We start from the raw sequence: 16,157 nt of genomic DNA on the forward strand, positions 1-16,157 counted from the left end.
GTGCCTCGATTCGATGCTGTGCGTGGGATCAGACGGAACGGAAGCTGCGGGCGGCGTCGGCCGTGCGCTGCAGCGCGTCGACCGTGTCATCGAAGCGGCGTTGGGCGACGCCGAGGAAGATGCAGTCCACCAGTGCCAGTTGAGCGATGCGGCTCACCATCGCCCCGGCTCGGAATCGGGGTTCTCGAGCGAGGGTGAAGAGCGTGTGATCGGATACGCGGGTGAGCGGTGAGCCGCTTGAGCCCGTGATGCCGATCGTGGCCGCTCCGGCCGAACGGGCGGCCTCGAGGAAGCGCACCGTCTCGACCGTCGATCCCGATTGTGAGAAGCCGACGGCGGTCGTCGGTGCCGCGCGCACCACGGCAGAGGCTGTCGCCTCGTGCGCGTCGGAGAGCACGATCGCGTTGCGTCCGACCCGGAGGAGCTTGTGTCCGAGGTCATCCGCGACCAGCCGGCTGGCGCCGACGCCGAAGAGAAGGATGCGCTGTGCACCGTCCAGCGCGTCGACGACGGCTTCGAGCACGTCGTAGTCGAGGCTGCTCACGGTCTCCTCGATCGCGAGGGCTTCGAGTCCTGCGACCTTCGCGGTCGCTTCGCGCAGCGAATCCCCGACGGCGATCTCTGATCCGAAACCCGCATGGACGCTGAACGCGGACTCCCTGCCGAGCTCGGAAGCCAGTGCGCGCCGCAGCGCCGCGTAGCCGTCGAAGCCGATCGCCCGGCAGAAACGCACGACCGACGCGACAGACGTGCCGCACCGTGCCGCGAGTTCGTTGATCGTGCTCTCGACCGCCGCGGACGGGTCGTCGCCGACCAGGCGTGCGATACGGGCGAGCGACGGGGGCAGGGCGGTGACCGCCCCCGCGATCGTCGTCTGGATGCTCATGTGACTCCTCACGACTGCGGCTACAGCCTGAATAATTGTTTCAGCTCAGCAACCCTTTGCGTAGACTATTTTCATGTCTTCATCGCCCCCCGTGATCGCCGTCGACCTCGGGAAGTCGCGTTGCCGGGTTGCTGTGAGCGACCGGCCGGGTCTTTGGGAAGGTCTCGGTTCTCCCGGTCTGGCTGAGTTCGAGGGGGCCGCCGCGGCATATCAGGCGATCTCTTCGGTGCTCGGAGACATCGAGCTGCCCATGGGGGCACTCGGTGTCGGCGCAGCCGGAGCCTGGACGGCTCCCGACGCGGCATCCGACCTGGCGCGCCGCCTCGCGGACTCGACGCGAGCGCCCGTCGCCGTGGCGTCGGATGTGGTCACCGCGCACGCTGGAGCCCTGGCCGGCGCGGAGGGCGTGCTGCTCATCGCCGGAACCGGATCAGCGGCACTGGGCATCGAGACCGACGGTGCACGCCTCATCGACGGCTGGGGTCCGGACGTCGGCGACTTCGGAAGTGGATCGTGGTTGGGACGAGAGGCGCTTCGCGCTGTGCTGCGGGCGGATGCCGGCCTCGGCCCGGGTACCGTGCTGCGAGAAGCGATCGCTGGTCCTGTCGGCGCTCCGGGCGACATCGTGACATGGGCGGCCCAGAGCCAACCGCTCCCGCGCCACCTTGCCACGCTGGCGCCGCTCGTCCTCGATGCCGCAGCATCCGGCGATCCGGTTGCGACGGGCATCGCCGCAGAAGCCGTCCGACTGCTCACCGCCACGGCCGTGGCCGCATCTTCCCGCACGACGCAGGTCGCTCTGCATGGCGGGCTTGTCGCGCACGAGTGGTTCCGAGGACGACTCACATCGTCGCTGGATGCCGCAGGGCGCGGTGTCACCCGCTCAATCGGCGACGCTCTCGACGGCGCCGCTCTGATCGCCCGTCGCTTCGATCTTCCCCATGAAAGGTTCGTTCACCGTGCCGAATGACGACTCTCGACTGACTGCCTTGCTGGACGTTCTCTCCCAGCTCGACACTGAAGCCTCGACAACGGAGCGAGGTGATCTCGATCTGCTGAGCACGGCAGAACTGGTTCGCCGGATGAACGCGGAGGATCGCCTCGTGCCCGCTGCCGTCGCGGAGTGCTCGCACGAGATCGCTGCGGCGGTCGACCGGATCACGGAGCGATTTCGGCGGGGCGGACGACTCATCTACATCGGAGCCGGAACCGCTGGACGCATCGGCGTGCTCGACGCCAGCGAATGCCCGCCGACGTTCGGCACCGATCCATCGATGGTCGTCGGTGTCATCGCAGGCGGAGAGACCGCGATACGGTCGGCCGTCGAGAACGCCGAAGATGACGAGGAGGCCGCGGGTGTTTCGCTGCGCGAGCTCGGTATCGGCGAACGCGACACGGTCGTCGGCATCTCGGCGTCCGGTCGCACGCCGTATGTCGTCGGGGGTCTGACGTACGCGCGCAGTGTTGGAGCGCTGACGGTCGCGATCGCCTCGAATGCAGGGTCTGAGATCGGAGCCGCGGCCGACATCGCGATCGAAGTGGTGACGGGTCCGGAGTTCATCTCAGGATCGACGCGGCTGAAGTCGGGGACGGCGCAGAAGCTCGTCGTGAACATGCTGACGACGCTGTCGATGATCAAGCTCGGCAAGACGTATCGCGGGGTCATGGTCGATCTGCTCGCCACGAACGAGAAGCTGCACGCGCGATCCATCCGCACCGTGTCGCAGCTTGCGGGTGTCGACGTCGACGATGCCGCGCGTGCGCTCGCCGCGGCCGGCGGCTCGGTAAAGCTCGCCCTCCTGATGCTGGCGACAGGTGCCACGGCGCCGGTCGCCTCCGACGCTCTGGAGCAGGCGAAGGGAATTCTGCGCGACGCGATCGCCGCGCTCTCCTGACGGCAGATCACGGGAAGCCCGACCTGCGTCACAGTGCGTGAGCGGATTGCGAACCGGGTGACGTGCGATGCATGAGAGATGCATTTGTGAAAGCACGTGCCGCGAACGGGGAATACCTAGTGTGAGCACCGACAGCGACATCATCGAACGCTCTCACCGAGAACCGCAGGCGTTCGGTGAGGTCTTCGACCGCCACGCGAGGGTCGTGGAGTCCTTTCTTCGGCGACGGCTCGGCGCCGATGCCGCGGAGGACTGTCTGAGCGAGACGTTCCTGATCGCTTTTCGGCGTCGCGGCTCATTCGATCGTGAGTGGGCATCGGCTCGACCGTGGTTGCTTGGGATCGCTGTTCGAGTCGCCGGTAGACACCGTGCGACGGAAGCCAAGCATTGGCGTGCAGTGGACGCATCGGCTGCACGAGGTGAGCACACGAGCGGGGGCGGCATCGCCGAGGCGGACGGGCGAGTGGATGCTGCCTCCGCCATCCGAATCCTCGCCCCGGATCGCGGCCCTGTCCAAGAGGGATCGTGACACGTTCCTGCTTCATGCCTGGGGCGAGCTCTCGCATGAAGAAATCGCGGAGGCGCTGGGAATCCCGGTCGGTACCGTCGGATCCCGGCTTCATCGCGTCCGGCGCAAGCTTGCGCCACCCGGAGCACCGACAACACGACTCAACTGGATCGGAAGGGAGATCGATGATGGAACTGTCAGAGCTCGTGCGTGAGATCGAGAGTGCACCCGATCCCGCCGTCACCGCACGCATCGAACGATCGCGCGCACGTGTGATGACGTCGATCACTACACCGCGCGGGCGGCGGGTGCCGTCCCGATGGGTGTGGGGCGGGACGGTCGCGGCAGGAACGGTCACCGCGGGAGCGATAGTCGCGACCGTCGTCATCGCCGGGGCGGTCGCGCCCCTGGCAGCTCAGCCGGCGTCAGCCGCCGCGGTCGCCGTGCTCGATCGCGCGGCGAGCCTCGTGATCCGCGAGACAGAACCCGTCGTCGGGCCCGGTCAGTATCTGCGAGTACGCCGGGTTCAATGCCTCGATACTTACAGAATCCGAGGGTGCAGTGCACGCCCGGGGTGTCCGCGACCTCTACGTCCCGAGCGACCGGTCAGACGACTGGATACTCGATGACCGACTGACCAACGAGATTCTCAATGTCTTCGGCGACCAGCAGGTGCTGCCCGCGTACGAGCGGATGCTGGCGGCGACGCCTGAACGTGACGCCGACCCTGCCGGCATCGAGTCCTTGCCCGGAGGGCTTCAGACCTGGGAGACCGACGTTACGGAAGATGATCAATACTGGGATCCTTTCCGCGAGGACTATGCCGACATGCCGCGTGACCCTCAGGAGTTGTTGAACTGGTACCGACAGCACCTGTCGTCTCCGGACGACTGGTACCTGTTTCACACGATCGGTCGCTATCTCAGCACCGATGTGATGCCGAGTGATCTACGTGCGGCGTCGCTACGGGCGCTTGGCCTCATCCCAGGTGTCGACGTGGCCGGCTCGACTGGCTCCGTGACCACCTTGCGAATGTCCGCGGCGCTCAGCGAAGGCAACGAGTTCGGAGACCTGCTCGTGTCGGAACTCGACATCGACACGAGTACCGGTCGAATCGTCGGCAGTCGCGAGATATACCCGCATAGGTCCACGAAGCTTCTTCCCCGTGGCATGCCTTGGGTCTCGTGGAAGGTCGATGTTTCGATCGTGGAGGTTGCACCCGCGCCGTGACGTCGCAGCTATCCCGCTCGTCGACATCGCGGTAAAGGAAGGGGCGCGGCGCCCGGGCTCCCATCACCGATGAGTAGCCTTCGAAGATCAGATGCGTCTGACCAGCGCGGGTTCTCGGGTGGGGTGGTGCGTGCGCCATTGTCGCGCGGGGTCCCACCAGGCGGGTCCGCGGATTTCGGGTGTGCCGTGATTCATGCGGATGTCCCATCCGCTGGTGTGGAGTGTGCGGTGGTGGAACCAGCACAGCGCGACGCCGTTGTCGGTGTGGGTGGGCCCGCTCTTGGCGTGGTCTTGAACGTGGTGGATCTCGCACCAGGTGGCGCGGACGTGGCAGCCGGGGATGACGCACTCCCTGTCGCGGAGGGTGATGGCGCGTCGTTGGTGGTGGGTGAAGATCCGGTCGGTGGTGCCGATGCTCACGATCCGCCCGTTCTTGTCGAACAGGACGCGTTGGATGCCGCCCGCACACGCAGTGTGAGCGGCGACCGAGACCGGGACGGGAGTGTCGATCCCGTCGACGTGCGACCACCCGGACCCGGACGCGAGGTCCTCCGCCGTTACAGAAACGACAAGGGTGGGGGCGGCGCCACCGAGGGTGGGGACGTCGTCGTGACGGGCAGCGACCGTGAGTACCGCAGCCAAGGCGTCATGGCGTTTCTGCGGCGCGGTGCGAGAGTCGACGAACTCGAGGGGAGCGGTGTCGTCGTCGCTGGTGTCACGGGTGGAACATCACACCCGACTCACCCGGGTGCGGTGGCCCGTCGACCTTCGGAGAGCAGTACGCGTCGAGGAGGCGCTGCAACTGTCCCGCTGCATCCGGAAGAAGCGCACCGCGGAGGGAGACCACGCCGTTCTTCTCCCGCCCGAGGGTGAGAAACCTCTCCCGCAGCGCCCGCTCATCCGCCGGCTCCGCACCGTCTTCATCAAGATAGGTGACGATCACCTGGGCGAGCACTCGCAGATCGTCTGGGATCGCAGGAGGAGCCGCGTCGTCTGGGTCGGTGGCACCGTGTCCGCGGGCGAAAGCCGCAAGCTCCGCATCCGCCCGCAATCGGTCCGCCGCACCCACGCGCGGCCCGGCCTGCTCGATCGGCCCGGTCGCCGCCAGCAACCCCGAAACGCCGACCGTCCCGTCCAGCAGCGCTTCCCGCAACGCTGGCCACCGCGCCGGCAACGGCGCCCCGGTGGTGAGCTCGACCTCACGATGCATCAGGTTCGCCGTCTTCAGCACCCGACCCGCCTCGTGCGAATCCGTACGCAGTACCCGCTGCAGCAGTTCGTTTATGTTCCGGCATCCGAACCGCCGCGGAAAAGTATCGACTCCTGAGACACCCGGGCCGCCGTCTATCGACGCCACCGTCTCCAGGATCAGGGCATCCAACAGCCGTTGCGCATGCCCGGCCGCCTGCAACAGCTCCATCTTCTCGGTCTCAGACAGCGTCGCGCCAGCATCCGCAGCGGCCAGCCGACCCAGGTCGGAAACGACCCGATCGAGGAGCTCCGCGGTGCTGTTCATACCCACCATTCAACACTGGGCCACCGACATTGACAGCGGTGCTTTCCCCAGATCAGGAGATCTTTAGAAGCCGATCCTCGCCTGCTCTCGCATACTCCCACCTAAGACCATTTCGCCCTCCAGAACATCCTTGTCGCTAGGCGTCCGGTAGCGTGTCCGGATGCCCCTCGCTTTGATCACCGGTGCCGCGCGCGCCGACAGCATCGCCGCCGGCATCGTTCCTCGCCTGCGTGCCGCCGGCTGGACGGTCGTCACCAGCGATCTCTCTGACGCCGACCTTGACGCCGACCTCTCGACGGCGGACGGACCCGACGAACTCATCGCCCAGGTGAACCGCGAGCACGGCACGATAACCGCCCTCATCCTCAGTCACGCCCACGACGTTCAGTCCGGCATCCTCGACACGACCGCCGCCAGCTTCGATCTGCATGTCGCCGTGAACGCCAGGGCGAGCCTGCTCCTGATCGCCGCCTTCGCCCGTCAGGCAGGCGATGATGGCGGCGTCATCGTCGCACTCACGAGCGACCACGTCACGGGCAATCTGCCGTACGGCGCGTCGAAGGGCGCCCTCGATCGCCTGGTGATCTCGGCGGCGCGCGAACTCGGGCCGCGCGGAATCTCAGCGAACGTGCTCAACCCCGGCCCGATCGACACCGGCTGGATGGATGACGACACCCGCAGCAGTCTCGGAGCCATGACGCCGCTGGGCCGGCTCGGGCGTCCGGCCGACGTCGCCGCCGTGGTGGAGTTCCTCGTGTCGGAGGAAGGGCGCTGGATCTCGGGGCAGTTGCTCAAGAGCGACGGGGCGTTCTCCGCGCGATACTGAGAAGCGGCACTGTCCCGACGAGGGGCCAACGCGACGAGGCCACCGCGTCCCATCCCACCCCGTCGGTCGTCCGCGGCATGATGAACTCATGAAGACCGACACCCTGCTCGCCGAGCGTCTCCGATCCCACCGGCTCACCGCTCCGACGCGCACGGTGGCTGATGCGGCAGGCCACATGCTCGCCGTGCAGAGTCAGGACTTCACGGCCGGGCGGTGGGCTTTGGCGGTGCGGACGAGCGGTTCGCCGACACTGCGCGACGTCGACAGGGCGTTCGACCGCGGCGACCTCGTGCGGGCATGGACGATGCGCGGAACCCTGCACACGATCCCGGCGCGCGACCTCGGCTGGGTGCTTTCGGTGACTGCGGCGCGGCAGCGCCAGCAGGGCGCATCCCGAAATCGTGACCTCGGAATCGACGGCGAGATGATCGCCGTGGCGGCGCGCGCGCTGACACCCGCGCTGCGTGACGGCGGGCGGACGCGCACCGAGGCGTTCGAACTGCTCGACGGGGTGGGGATCGATCCGACAGGGCAACGCGGACTCCACCTGTTGTTCGCCCTCACCATCGACGGGCTGATCTGCCAGGGCCCCGTCGTCTCCCGCGACGGGGTGACACGCGAGCAGCGCTTCGTGCTCGTGGAAGACCACATCCGCGAGCACGCGACGCCCGACGATCCGCTCGCGGAGCTGTTCGTGCGGTACCTCGACGGGCACGGGCCGGCGAAGGTCACCGACTTCGCATGGTGGTCCGGACTCACGCTCGGTGTGTCGAGGGAGGCCGCCGAGCGTGCCGCCGCTCGCGTCGAGGAAGTCGCCGAGGGCGTGTTCGCCGCGAAGAGCCGCCCGCGCCGCTCGCCGAAGGCGGCATCCGTCCATGCCCTCGGCGCCTTCGACGAGTACTACATCTCGTATGCGGACCGCGCCACGGTCTGCGCGCCCGAGCACCTCGCCGCCGTCGGCCCCGGCAAGAACGGAATGGTGCGCGCCACGCTCGTCGAGAAGGGGCGGGTCATCGGATGCTGGACCCATGCGAGCGCGTCGCTCGGAGCCCCGGCCGAGTTCTTCGAGGCAGCGGCCGACACGGATGCCGTCGCCGATGCGCTCGTCCGGTTCACGCGATTCATCGGAGCGTGAGCGCCTACTCGCTCGCGTGCCGCCCGAGGAAGGCGTAGACCTCGTTGTCGTCGACCCCGGGGAAGGCGCCACGGGGGAGCGGCGAGAACATGTGTGTGTGCACACGCGCGCTGGGCCAGGCCTTGCCGTTCCAGCGGTCGGCGAGCTCTGACGGCGGACGTCGGCAGCACGCCTCGTCGGGGCAGGTCGATGTCGCCCGATCCGTCGTCTCGCGTCCGCGCCACCAGCGCGCGTCGTCGAACGGAACGCCGACCGTCACCGAGAACTCCCCGTCGCTGGACGCACCCGTCTGCGTCGAGCACCAGAAGGTGCCAGACGGGGTGTCGGTGTACTGGTGGTGCTCTGTCGTGCGGTTCTGCTGCGTGAACGCGGCCCTGGCCTGGAACTTGCGGCACACGCGCTGACCCTCGACGGCCCCGGTGACGTCCATCGGCAGTGGCAGATCGTCGTTCTCGTAGACGCGGGCGATCGCCCCGGTGGCGTCGACGCGGAGGAAGTGCAGACGCATCCCGAGATGCTGGGTGAGCAGATTCGTCATCCGCATTCCGGCGGCCTCATGGGTGACGCCGAATGCGTCTCGGAAGTCCTCGACGGCGAGGTTGCGGTCCTTCTTCGCCTGCTGCAGGAACGCGACGGATGCCGTCTCCGGCATGAGGCAGCAGGCGGCGAAGTAGTTGATCTCGAGGCGCTGCTGCAGGAAGTCGGCGTAGTCGGTCGGGGGAGTGTGACCGAGAAGGCGGTGCGCCATCGCCTGGAGGGCCATGGACCGCAGGCCGTGTCCTCCCGGGATGGATGCCGGGGGCAGATAGATCCGTCCGTTCTCGAGGTCGGTCACCGATCGCGTGGAGTGCGGCAGGTCGTTGACGTAGATCAGCTCGAAGCCCAGCTTCTCGGCCATGATGTTCACCGTGCGGTGCGTGAGGGCGCCCTGCGTGTGACCGGCGGAGCGCAGCTGCTTCTCGGCGAGCTTCTCGATCTCGGGAAGGTAGTTGTGCTGGGCGCGCATGCGCAGGCGCAGTTCGGTGTTCGCGCGCCTCGCCTCCTCCGGTGTGGCGATCGCCTCCCGCTCTCGGCGCTGCAGCTCGCGGTGAAGACCGAGGAGCGACTCGAGGGTCTCGTCACTCATCGCCTTGGTGACCCGCACCGGTGCGATTCCCAGTTGACGGAAGACCGGGCTCTCCTGCGCGCGCTCGAGCTCGATCTCCAGCGCCGCTCGCCGGTTCGGCGGCTCCCCGGAGATGAGGTCCGCGACCTCCGTGCCCGTGGCGTGAGCGATGGCCTGGAGGAGCGACAGTTTGGGCTCGCGCTTGCCGTTCTCGATCAGGCTCAGCTGTGAGCCGGCGACACCCACGAGGGCACCGAGTTCGTCGAGTGTGAAGCCGTTGTCGAGCCGGTGGTGGCGGATGCGGTGGCCGAGGGTGGTGAGGTGGATGCCGGAGGACGCCATTCCTTGAGCATAGCGAAAGATCTGAACTTTTTACGAGGCATCAAGCCGGAAAATCCTGTGATTCGCGAAGAAGATGGATGCACAGCCGCACACTTCAAAGGAGCAGAGCCATGGCCATCGCCGAAGTCTTCACCCCGCGCACGTCCGCCGTCGCCCCCGCGCGCACTTTCGGAACGGCCCCGAGCTACGACACTCCCGCGATGGCAGAGCTCGTGGCGTGGGTGGCGGAGATCCGCAGCCTCACCCAGCCGGCCGACGTGCACTGGGTGGACGGCTCGCGAGCCGAGAACGACTGGCTGCTGCGCGGTCTCGTCGACGAGGGCAAGCTCATCAAGCTCAATCCGGAATGGCGGCCGGGGTCGTACCTCGCACGCTCCCACCCGAGCGACGTCGCCCGGACCGAAGGCCGCACTTTCATCTCGTCCGAGCGGGAGGAGGACGCGGGCCCGACCAACAACTGGGCGGATCCCGCCGAGATGCGCCAGAAGATGAACGGACTCTTCGAGGGATCGATGCGGGGACGCACGATGTACGTCGTGCCGTTCTCGATGGGGCCGGTGGGCGGGCCCTTCTCTCACATCGGGGTGCAGATCACCGACAGTGCGTACGCGGTGGCATCCATCGGCATCATGACCAGGGTGGGCGACGCCGTGACGCGTCGGATCGCAGACGGCGCCCCGTGGGTCAAGACGGTGCACTCGGTCGGTGCTCCGCTGGCGCAGGGGGAGCCTGACGTCGAGTGGCCGTGCAACGACGAGAAGTACATCGTGCACTTCCCCGACACCCTCGAGGTGTACTCATACGGCTCTGGCTACGGCGGGAATGCGATTCTCGCGAAGAAGTGCTTCGCGCTGCGCATCGCGTCGGTCATCGCCCGAGACGAAGGCTGGCTCGCCGAGCACATGCTGCTCATCCGGGTGATCGACCCGAACGGCAAGCAGTACCACGTGGCCGCAGCGTTCCCCTCCGCCTGCGGAAAGACGAACCTGGCGATGCTGCGTCCCACGATTCCGGGCTGGCGGGTCGAAACCCTCGGCGACGACATCGCCTGGATCCGCCCCGGCGAGGACGGGCGACTGTGGGCGATCAACCCCGAGGCGGGGTTCTTCGGCGTCGCCCCGGGCACCGGTGAGTCGACGAACGTCACGGCGGTCGAGACGCTCTGGGGCAACACCATCTTCACGAACGTCGCACTCCGCCCCGACGGGGACGTCTGGTGGGAGGGCCTGACCGAGGAGGCGCCCGCCGAGCTCATCGACTGGGAGGGCAACGACTGGACTCGTGACTGCGGACGGCCGGCGGCGCACCCGAACTCGCGCTTCACTGTCTCTGCTGCGCAGTGCCCGCAGATATCCGAGGACTGGGAGCAGGCCGTGCCGCTCGATGTGATCCTCTTCGGGGGCCGTCGTGCCACCAACGTTCCGCTCGTCGTCGAGGCGACCGACTGGACGCACGGTGTCTTCCTCGGCTCCAACATCTCCTCCGAGCGCACGGCAGCAGCCGAGGGCACCGTCGGAGAGCTGCGCCGCGACCCCTTCGCGATGCTGCCCTTCTGCGGCTACAACATGGGCGACTACTTCGCTCACTGGCTGAAGGTCGGACGCTCTCTGCGCTTCGACCGTGCGCCGCGCATCTTCCAGGTGAACTGGTTCCGCCGCGGTGACGACGGCCGGTTCCTGTGGCCGGGCTTCGGTGACAACTCGCGCGTCGTGGACTGGATCATCCGCCGCATCGCCGGAGAGGTTCCCGCCGTCGACAGCCCGATCGGCCGGCTGCCGCGCGTGAGGGATCTGAACCTCGACGGTCTCGACCTGCCTGAGGCCGACCTCGAGGAGCTGTTCTCCATCGATCCGGCGGCCTGGTCGACGGAAGCCGACCTGACCGAGGAGTTCTACGACACCTTCGGTGACAAGCTCCCGGCTGCCCTGCGCGCCGAGCTGGCCGCGCTCCGCTACCGACTCGCGCAGGCGCGCTGACAGACCGGTGCCGGTTCGGGGAGCCGGCACCTCTGCACCGCTCGGTGCCCATGCCCGCGAAGGCGGGATGCCGCGGACGAACCCATGGCTGAGTGGTTCCGGCATCCCGCCTTCGCGCCCCCTTCCCCTTGTTGATCCGCGAGAGTGCACGTGCGCGCCGGGAGGCTGACTTTGCGCCACTGTCTCGGCGTGAAGATGCAGTCTCGCGGAGGAGGGAGAGATCTCAGGCCAGGAGCTGGTGGCGGGCGAGGTCGCGGTACAGCGGCGTCGACTCGATCAGCTCGGCGTGCGTGCCCTGACCCACCACGACGCCGTCCTCGAGCACGACGATCAGGTCGCTGTCGACCACGGTCGAGAGCCGGTGCGCGATGACGACGAGCGTGCGATCGGCGGAGACGGCGTCGATGGCTTCCCGCATCCGCTGCTCGTTCACCCCGTCGAGGGATGATGTCGACTCGTCCAGCAGCAGGATCGGCGCATCGGTCAGCAGAGCCCGCGCGATCGCGAGACGCTGGCGCTCGCCTCCGGACAGCATGACGCCGTCCTCTCCGACGGGCGCCTCCAGGCCGAGCGGGTCGCGCTCGAGCACGTCACCCAGATTCACCGCGCGCAGAACCTGCGCGCACGCGGCGTCGGAGGCGTCGGGTGCTGCCAGTCGCAGGTTGTCCGCCAGGGTGCCGGCGAGCGTCGGCGCGTCCTGCTCGACGTAACCGAACTGGCGGCGCAGCTCGTCGCGGGGATAGGTGCGAACATCATGGCCGTACAGGCGGATCGACCCACCCGTCGAGTCGTAAAAGCGCTCCAGGAGTGAGAGGATCGTGCTCTTTCCGGCCCCGCTCGGCCCCACCAGCGCGACGCGGGCGCCCCGCGGCACGGCGAAGGAGACGCCTCGGAGCACCTCACGGTCGGTTCGCGGGCCGGGCTCGTCCTCGACACGCTCGAGATGCGCGTCGGCCAGCACGTTCTGAGCCTCCCTGGCGGCGGCTGCGCGAGCGGCGACCACATTCGCCGGATAGTGGAAGTGCACGTCGCGGAACTCGATCGCGGGCGCGAGAGCATCGGGCTCGTCCCGGAGAGACCTCTCCGTGAGCGGGGCGTCGCCCTCCGTCTCGGTGGGGAGGTCGAGCACCTCCTGGATGCGACCCAGCGCGCCGAGCGCCTGGTTCACCGAGGTGATGGCGCCGAAGGTCGAGGCCAGCGGCATCACCAGCAGGAACAGGAACATGATGAACGAGATCAGCTGCCCGATCGTGATCGCCCCGGCGGCGACGCGGAACCCGCCCACGCCGAGCACGACCAGCAGCGACAGCTGCAGAGCGATGCCGGCGATGGGGACCACGAGGGACGAGATCTTCGCGATCCGCACGCCGATGACGTACGCATCAGCAGCCAGCTCCGACACCGCCGCCGTCTCTCGGTCTGTCGCACCGGATGCGCGGACAGTCCGGATCGACCCGACCGCGCGCTCGACGCCCGATGCGAGCTGGCCGACCGTCTCCTGTTGGGCGGTGGATGCCGTGCGGATGCGGTCGCTGAGGGCCACCACGATCGCCACGGACACGCCGATCACGACGACGATCAAGAGCAGCAGGATCGGGTCGATGAGCAGCATCGCGATCAGGGCACCGAGGAACAGGATCGCGCTGCCGACGGCATCCGCCAAGCCCTGCGTGAGCACGGCGTACAGCAGCGTCGTGTCCGTACCCACCCGGGAGACGAGGTCGCCGGTGCGGCGGGCGTCGAACTCGCTGATCGGCAGGTGCAGGATGCGGGCGATCAGTTTCCGGCGGCTCGAGTGCACGACGGCGGTACCTGTTCGCTGCAGCAGGTAGTGCTGATAACCGGAGATGATCGACGACACGATCACGAATCCGACGAGCAGCCACACCAGGATGCCGATTCCACGATCGGACTGCACCGCCTCGATGACCTGCCCGACAAGCAGTGGCTGCACGAGCGAGGTCGCTGCGCCGATGACGCTGAGCACGGCGACGACGATCAGCGTGCGCTTGTGCTCGAAGAGGAAGGGGAGAAGCTGGCGGAATGTGGCGCGCGGACCTTCCTGCTGCGCACCCCTTCCGCGTCGGCGCGTCGCCGTGCTGGACATGCGGACCTCGTTCTGAAAGGGCTTGCTACGACAGTACTTCGTGCGGTCGCGAATCCTGTGGGTGGGCTGTGGGGCCGACGTCACCGGCGGCCGTACTTGCGGTGGACTGCCTGCTTGGAGACTCCCAGCGCGCTGGCGATCGCCTGCCACGAGTATCCGGAGTTGCGGGCGCGTCGCACCTGGACCTCCTCGGCGCGCGAGATCTCCTGGCGAATCCCGGCGAGGCGGGTCAACTCCGCCAGGGGTTCGCCGCCCTCATCCTGTGCCAATGCCGTGCGTATCGTCATCTCGACCTCCGTGCGTCAATCGTCGTTGACGCCTGGTGAAATGTCAACATGCATTGACGTAGGATTCTGACCCACGTGCAGAATGGCTGCACCCGACTCGGGTGCAGCCATTCACGACGGAGGGAAGATCAGAGCTCAGCGGATGCCGCGAGTCCGAGATCCTCCTCGTAGTCGCTGTCCTTCGTCTCGGGCGTGAGGATCAGGGCGACGAAGGTCAACACGCCCATGGCGGACAGGTACAGACCCACGAGCCAAGGCTCTCCGCCACCCATTCGCCACAGTTCGATGGCGATGAGGGGAGCGACGGCCGCACCGAGGATCGACGAGACGTTGTACGAGATCGCCGAGCCCGTATACCGCACGTTCGTCGGGAAGAGCTCCGGCAAGAGGGCGCCCATCGGGCCGAACGTCGCGCCCATGAGCAGGAAGCCGAACACGAGGAACGCCTGTACCAGGGCTCCGGTGAACTTCGGGTCGGAGGCCGGCAGGAGGAAGGCGTTGAACGACAGCCCGAACACGACGATCGCACCCGTCACCCACAGCAGGAGCTTGCGCCGGCCTACGGCGTCGGCGATCGGGCCGGAGAGGAGCGTGAAGATCCCGAAGAAGACCACCCCGATGATCTGCATCAGCACGAAGTCGGTGTAGCCGAAGCCGAGCCCCGGGTAGAACTGATCCGCGAAGGCGGCGGCGTCGAAGTCCTTGCCGGTGGCTTCGGCAGCCGCCTTCGCCGCGGCGGACGCGGTCTCGAGAGAGGCGGCCTTCGTGCCGTAGGCGAGGGTGAAGTTCGTCATCAGATAGAACAGCACGTAGGTGGCCAGCATGATGAACGTGCCGAGAATCAGCTTCTTCCAGTGATGACGGAACACCGTCGCCAGCGGCAGCTTGCGCAGGGCGCCCTTCTTCGACGCCTTCGTGAAGGTCTCGGATTCCACGAGCTTCAGCCGCACCCACAGGCCGATGATGACCATGACGGCGGAGAAGAGGAACGGGATGCGCCAGCCCCATGACAGGAAGGCCTCGGACTTCAGCGCCGGGTTCTCGGAGTGCGGCAGCATCCAGTTGATGGCCAGGAACAGGAAGTTCGCGATGATGAATCCGAGAGGGGCTCCCAGCTGCGGGAAGGTGCCGTACCAGGCGCGCTTGCCCTTGGGCGCGTTCTCCGTCGCGACGAGCGCTGCTCCCGACCATTCACCGCCGAGTGCGAAGCCCTGGGCGAGGCGGAGGATCAGCAGCAGGAGCGCTGCCCACCAGCCGATCTGCTGGAACGTCGGCAGCAGTCCGATGATGAACGTCGCGATGCCCATCGTGAGAAGAGAGGCCACCAGCGTCGCCTTGCGGCCGAACTTGTCGCCGAAGTGACCGAACACGACAGCGCCGATCGGGCGTGCGACCATCGCCGCGCCGAACACCGCGAACGACGACAGCAGCGACGTGGTGTCGTTGCCGGTCGGGAAGAACAGCACCGGGAACACGAGCACGGCAGCTGTCGCGTAGGCGTAGAAATCGTAGAACTCGATCGTGGTGCCGACCAGGCTCGCCGTGATGACTCGCGAACGGGGGTTCGCGGGCGCGGTTGCAGTGCTCAAGATTCTCCTTCGTTCCTCGCTCCGTGCGGAGCACGTGGGAGTTTACGCGGTGTTGAGCGTTCGCTGTGCGAGCGCGGCCGGTCTCATTCGACGTGTCGAGGAACAGGTCCGAAGCCTCGGGCAGGGAGAGCTCGCCCGCCCACGCCGAATGGCCAGCGGTGCGCTCGCCGTCGATGCGCTGCCGGTGCAACTCGACGGTCGCGGTCCGGTTCAGACGCCGCTGGTGGGCACTGAGCTCATCGTGCGGGGGAGCACGGCAGCGCCGCGCGCCGCGACCCGCTGACCTGCTGCCCACGGCCACCGGTGGTGCTCCGTCGGGGAGCACCACGCCGGGCGTGCGAGTCGGTCAGCGCCAGAGCACCCCGAGACCGGCGTTGACGAGGGTCAGCACGCCGATGAGCCAGAACATCACCGGAGGCACCCCCTCGTCGCGCTTCTGGCGGGCGGTGCCGATACCGAGCAGGGCGCCGATGACGATCAGAACGACCAACTTGACGCCGATCTTGACGTAGTTGAGCTCGCCGTCGATGCCCCACGGCGCTGCGAGCGCGAGACCGGCGAGACCGGCGATCAGCAGGCCGTAGTCCATGATCCTGGTGATCTGACGCCCGCCGCCGAACGCCTGCGCGGCCCACGCGCCGAACAGGACGGCGAAGCCGACGAGGTGGATGAGGACGACGATCAGACGCAGAGTCTCCATGCCTTTACCGTAGCCATCAGGTGACCGCATCCGCCAGGTAGGTGAGCCTCAGCGT

At 67.5% G+C, this 16,157-nt stretch carries 16 protein-coding genes; 8 read left to right on the forward strand and 8 right to left on the reverse strand.

What is annotated here, in order from left to right; all coding sequences use genetic code 11:
• Positions 1–28: 28 nt before the first annotated feature.
• Positions 29–886 (reverse strand): MurR/RpiR family transcriptional regulator, encoded by an 858-nt coding sequence (locus tag RIN18_RS01680; protein WP_309102203.1) that lies wholly within the window; start codon positions 884–886, stop codon positions 29–31.
• Between the two features lie 73 nt (positions 887–959).
• Between RIN18_RS01680 and RIN18_RS01685 the strand changes: the two genes are divergently transcribed.
• The 5 genes from RIN18_RS01685 to RIN18_RS01695 all read left to right on the forward strand — a co-directional run bounded on the left by RIN18_RS01685 (position 960) and on the right by RIN18_RS01695 (position 4,519).
• Positions 960–1,856, forward strand: a complete 897-nt coding sequence (locus tag RIN18_RS01685) for a BadF/BadG/BcrA/BcrD ATPase family protein (RefSeq protein ID WP_309102204.1) — start codon at positions 960–962, stop codon at positions 1,854–1,856.
• Positions 1,828–2,781, forward strand: coding sequence for an N-acetylmuramic acid 6-phosphate etherase (murQ, locus tag RIN18_RS01690; protein ID WP_309102205.1), 954 nt, complete (start codon positions 1,828–1,830; stop codon positions 2,779–2,781). Before RIN18_RS01685 ends, murQ begins: the two co-directional genes overlap by 29 nt.
• Before the next feature lie 67 nt (positions 2,782–2,848).
• The gene (locus tag RIN18_RS17625) at positions 2,849–3,310 is read left to right on the forward strand and encodes an RNA polymerase sigma factor (protein ID WP_375163477.1); all 462 of its coding nucleotides are present in this window, start codon (positions 2,849–2,851) and stop codon (positions 3,308–3,310) included.
• Entirely contained in the window at positions 3,249–3,503 is a 255-nt protein-coding gene (locus tag RIN18_RS17630; RefSeq protein ID WP_375163478.1) for an RNA polymerase sigma factor, read from the forward strand. The genes RIN18_RS17625 and RIN18_RS17630 overlap by 62 nt, the downstream gene beginning before the upstream one ends.
• A 347-nt stretch (positions 3,504–3,850) precedes the next feature.
• Positions 3,851–4,519, forward strand: coding sequence for a hypothetical protein (locus RIN18_RS01695; protein ID WP_309102206.1), 669 nt, complete (start codon positions 3,851–3,853; stop codon positions 4,517–4,519).
• A gap of 87 nt (positions 4,520–4,606) precedes the next feature.
• Here the strand turns inward: RIN18_RS01695 and RIN18_RS01700 are convergent, their stop codons facing one another.
• Positions 4,607–5,161 carry an HNH endonuclease signature motif containing protein gene (locus RIN18_RS01700; RefSeq protein ID WP_309102207.1) on the reverse strand — a complete coding sequence of 185 codons (555 nt, stop codon included), beginning with the start codon at positions 5,159–5,161 and terminating at the stop codon, positions 4,607–4,609.
• A 73-nt stretch (positions 5,162–5,234) separates the two neighbouring features.
• Entirely contained in the window at positions 5,235–6,035 is an 801-nt protein-coding gene (locus RIN18_RS01705) for a DUF222 domain-containing protein (RefSeq protein ID WP_309102208.1), read from the reverse strand.
• Between the two features lie 160 nt (positions 6,036–6,195).
• On the opposite strand from RIN18_RS01705, the gene RIN18_RS01710 reads away from it, so the two are divergent.
• Together RIN18_RS01710 and RIN18_RS01715 are read left to right on the forward strand one after the other, a co-directional pair.
• Positions 6,196–6,861, forward strand: coding sequence for an SDR family oxidoreductase (locus RIN18_RS01710; RefSeq protein ID WP_309102209.1), 666 nt, complete (start codon positions 6,196–6,198; stop codon positions 6,859–6,861).
• A gap of 88 nt (positions 6,862–6,949) precedes the next feature.
• On the forward strand, positions 6,950–7,996 hold the full coding sequence (locus tag RIN18_RS01715; RefSeq protein WP_309102210.1) for a winged helix DNA-binding domain-containing protein: 1,047 nt from the start codon (positions 6,950–6,952) through the stop codon (positions 7,994–7,996).
• A gap of 4 nt (positions 7,997–8,000) precedes the next feature.
• Here the strand turns inward: RIN18_RS01715 and RIN18_RS01720 are convergent, their stop codons facing one another.
• A complete protein-coding gene (locus RIN18_RS01720; RefSeq protein WP_309102211.1) occupies positions 8,001–9,443 on the reverse strand; it encodes a helix-turn-helix domain-containing protein in 1,443 nt (480 codons plus the stop codon).
• A gap of 110 nt (positions 9,444–9,553) precedes the next feature.
• On the opposite strand from RIN18_RS01720, the gene RIN18_RS01725 reads away from it, so the two are divergent.
• Entirely contained in the window at positions 9,554–11,419 is a 1,866-nt protein-coding gene (locus RIN18_RS01725; protein ID WP_309102212.1) for a phosphoenolpyruvate carboxykinase (GTP), read from the forward strand.
• Between the two features lie 223 nt (positions 11,420–11,642).
• Here the strand turns inward: RIN18_RS01725 and RIN18_RS01730 are convergent, their stop codons facing one another.
• From RIN18_RS01730 to RIN18_RS01745, 4 genes are all read right to left on the reverse strand, one after another.
• A complete protein-coding gene (locus tag RIN18_RS01730) occupies positions 11,643–13,526 on the reverse strand; it encodes an ABC transporter ATP-binding protein (protein ID WP_309102213.1) in 1,884 nt (627 codons plus the stop codon).
• Between the two features lie 80 nt (positions 13,527–13,606).
• Positions 13,607–13,813: an AsnC family protein gene (locus RIN18_RS01735; protein ID WP_309102214.1), complete on the reverse strand. Its 207-nt coding sequence runs from the start codon at positions 13,811–13,813 to the stop codon at positions 13,607–13,609.
• Positions 13,814–13,941: 128 nt separating this feature from the next.
• The gene (locus RIN18_RS01740) at positions 13,942–15,402 is read right to left on the reverse strand and encodes an MFS transporter (RefSeq protein ID WP_309102215.1); all 1,461 of its coding nucleotides are present in this window, start codon (positions 15,400–15,402) and stop codon (positions 13,942–13,944) included.
• A gap of 346 nt (positions 15,403–15,748) precedes the next feature.
• Entirely contained in the window at positions 15,749–16,102 is a 354-nt protein-coding gene (locus RIN18_RS01745; RefSeq protein ID WP_309102216.1) for a Fe-S protein, read from the reverse strand.
• Between the last annotated feature and the right edge of the window lie 55 nt (positions 16,103–16,157).

Source organism: Microbacterium sp. (assembly GCF_031179285.1).
Taxonomy (GTDB): domain Bacteria; phylum Actinomycetota; class Actinomycetes; order Actinomycetales; family Microbacteriaceae; genus Microbacterium.